Origin of the sequence: Megasphaera geminata F0357, assembly GCF_000239275.1 — a bacterium.
Classification (GTDB): domain Bacteria; phylum Bacillota; class Negativicutes; order Veillonellales; family Megasphaeraceae; genus Megasphaera; species Megasphaera geminata.
The window spans coordinates 1-1,800 of sequence record NZ_JH417604.1 but is presented as its reverse complement, the minus strand read 5'-3'; the positions used below and the strand labels follow the sequence as shown (position 1 = coordinate 1,800).

At 41.6% G+C, this 1,800-nt stretch carries 2 protein-coding genes; both read left to right on the top strand.

Going from position 1 to position 1,800, the window contains the following annotated elements; all coding sequences use genetic code 11:
- Positions 1 to 65 precede the first annotated feature (65 nt).
- Positions 66 to 857, top strand: coding sequence for a transporter substrate-binding domain-containing protein (locus HMPREF0080_RS06450; RefSeq protein ID WP_006790544.1), 792 nt, complete (start codon positions 66 to 68; stop codon positions 855 to 857).
- 16 nt (positions 858 to 873) lie between these two features.
- Positions 874 to 1,626: an amino acid ABC transporter ATP-binding protein gene (locus HMPREF0080_RS06445; protein WP_006790543.1), complete on the top strand. Its 753-nt coding sequence runs from the start codon at positions 874 to 876 to the stop codon at positions 1,624 to 1,626.
- Positions 1,627 to 1,800: the final 174 nt, after the last annotated feature.

Genomic DNA, 1,800 nt, shown 5'->3' with positions numbered 1-1,800 from the left:
ATAAATATATCGCTCAAAAGTGTTCCGAAGCATATTAAACAGATATTATACAAAAGGAGAAGCTCATGAACAAAAAAATTCTTGCCTTTATTTTATCCCTTGTCTGCACCGTTTTCGTACTTACAGGTTGCGGTTCCCCAGACACAGTAGAAGAAAAAACGGTTATTATCGCAACAACCGGCACAAATGTACCGTATACAATAGTTGACGATAAGGGCAACTGGACCGGCGTTGACGGTGATATCTGGAAAGAGATTTCTGCTCGTAAAGGCTGGAAAATACAGTTAAAACGCGTACCTTTCGATTCTATTTTCGGCGAACTTGACACAAAACGTGCCGATCTGGCAGCCAACTGCTTTGCCGTAAAGAAAGAACGCACGGATAAATACTATGCCTCCATTCCCTATTATGGTGATGCACAGGCTATTGTAGTCAAAGAAGGCAGTCCGCTCAAGACGTTTAAAGACTTATCCGGTAAAACAATCGGCATTACCAACGGCCAAGCCAGTCAGACTATTATTATGGATATGGCAAAAGAATACGGTTTCTCTGTAAAAACATATGAAGACTCAAACGCCGGTATGCAGGATGTTGTCTTAGGTCGTATTGATGCTCAAGCCTGTGCCGTCTCCACAGCACAGCAATTTATGGAAAAAACGGGCAACAAACTCGACATTATGGATAAAAAGCTGAAGGCCAATAACGTTGCTTACTTCTTCCCTAAGACAGAAGAGGGCGCAAAATTACGCGATGAAGTTAATGCAGAATTACAGAAAATGCTTGAAGACGGCACACTTGCCAAAATTACGGTCAAATACTTCGGCGGCGACATGACTAAGCTAATCATTAAAGAATAAGATTGGGGATAAAATAATGAATGCTTCGGCCCCGTTAGTAAAGATAGAACATCTCAGTAAACAGTTCGATACGGATACGACCGTTTTGGACGATATTTCTTTGGAAATTTATAAAGGTGAAATTCTCGCCTTTATAGGTCCGTCCGGAACGGGCAAGTCCACATTCTTACGTTGTCTCAATTATTTAACTGTACCTACGACGGGTATCATCACAATCGATGATGTCCGGGTTGATGCAAAATGCTATACAGCCAAAGATATACGAGAGTTACGCAAACATTCTTCCATGGTTTTTCAAAACTATAATTTATTCAAAAATAAAACAGCTATTGAAAACATCATGGAAGCCCTGATTATCGTACACGGCATGGCAAAAAAAGAGGCTGAAAGCCGGGCCATGACCCTGTTAAAAAAAGTCGGACTCGAAGAATGGCGGGATTTTTATCCGTCCAAGCTGTCAGGAGGCCAGCAACAACGTGTCGCCATTGCCCGGGCCGTTGCAGTCAACCCTTCTATTCTGTTATTTGACGAACCTACATCGGCACTTGACCCGGAATTAGTCGGTGAAGTACTGAACGTTATCAAACAATTGGCAAAAGAAGGTGTTACTATGCTACTGGTCACACACGAGATTGCCTTTGCCAAAGAAGTGGCAACGCGCATTATTTTTATGGAAAACGGTAAAATAGCCGTTGCCGGTACACCCGATGAGATTCTTATTGCTCCGAAAAATGAACGGTTACAGCAGTTCCTGCAGCATGTAAAATAAAACAATTATACAATCGGTAAAACATAACAGATATGGCCGAGGATTGAACTTTATTTAGTAGCTAAGAATGGCCCGTATAAGGAATGACAATAAATTAAGAATGTTGAATTTCAGGATCCCGATAACCGGCTGATATAAGACGGGGACCAAAGATTGAACACAAAAAATGCCGTT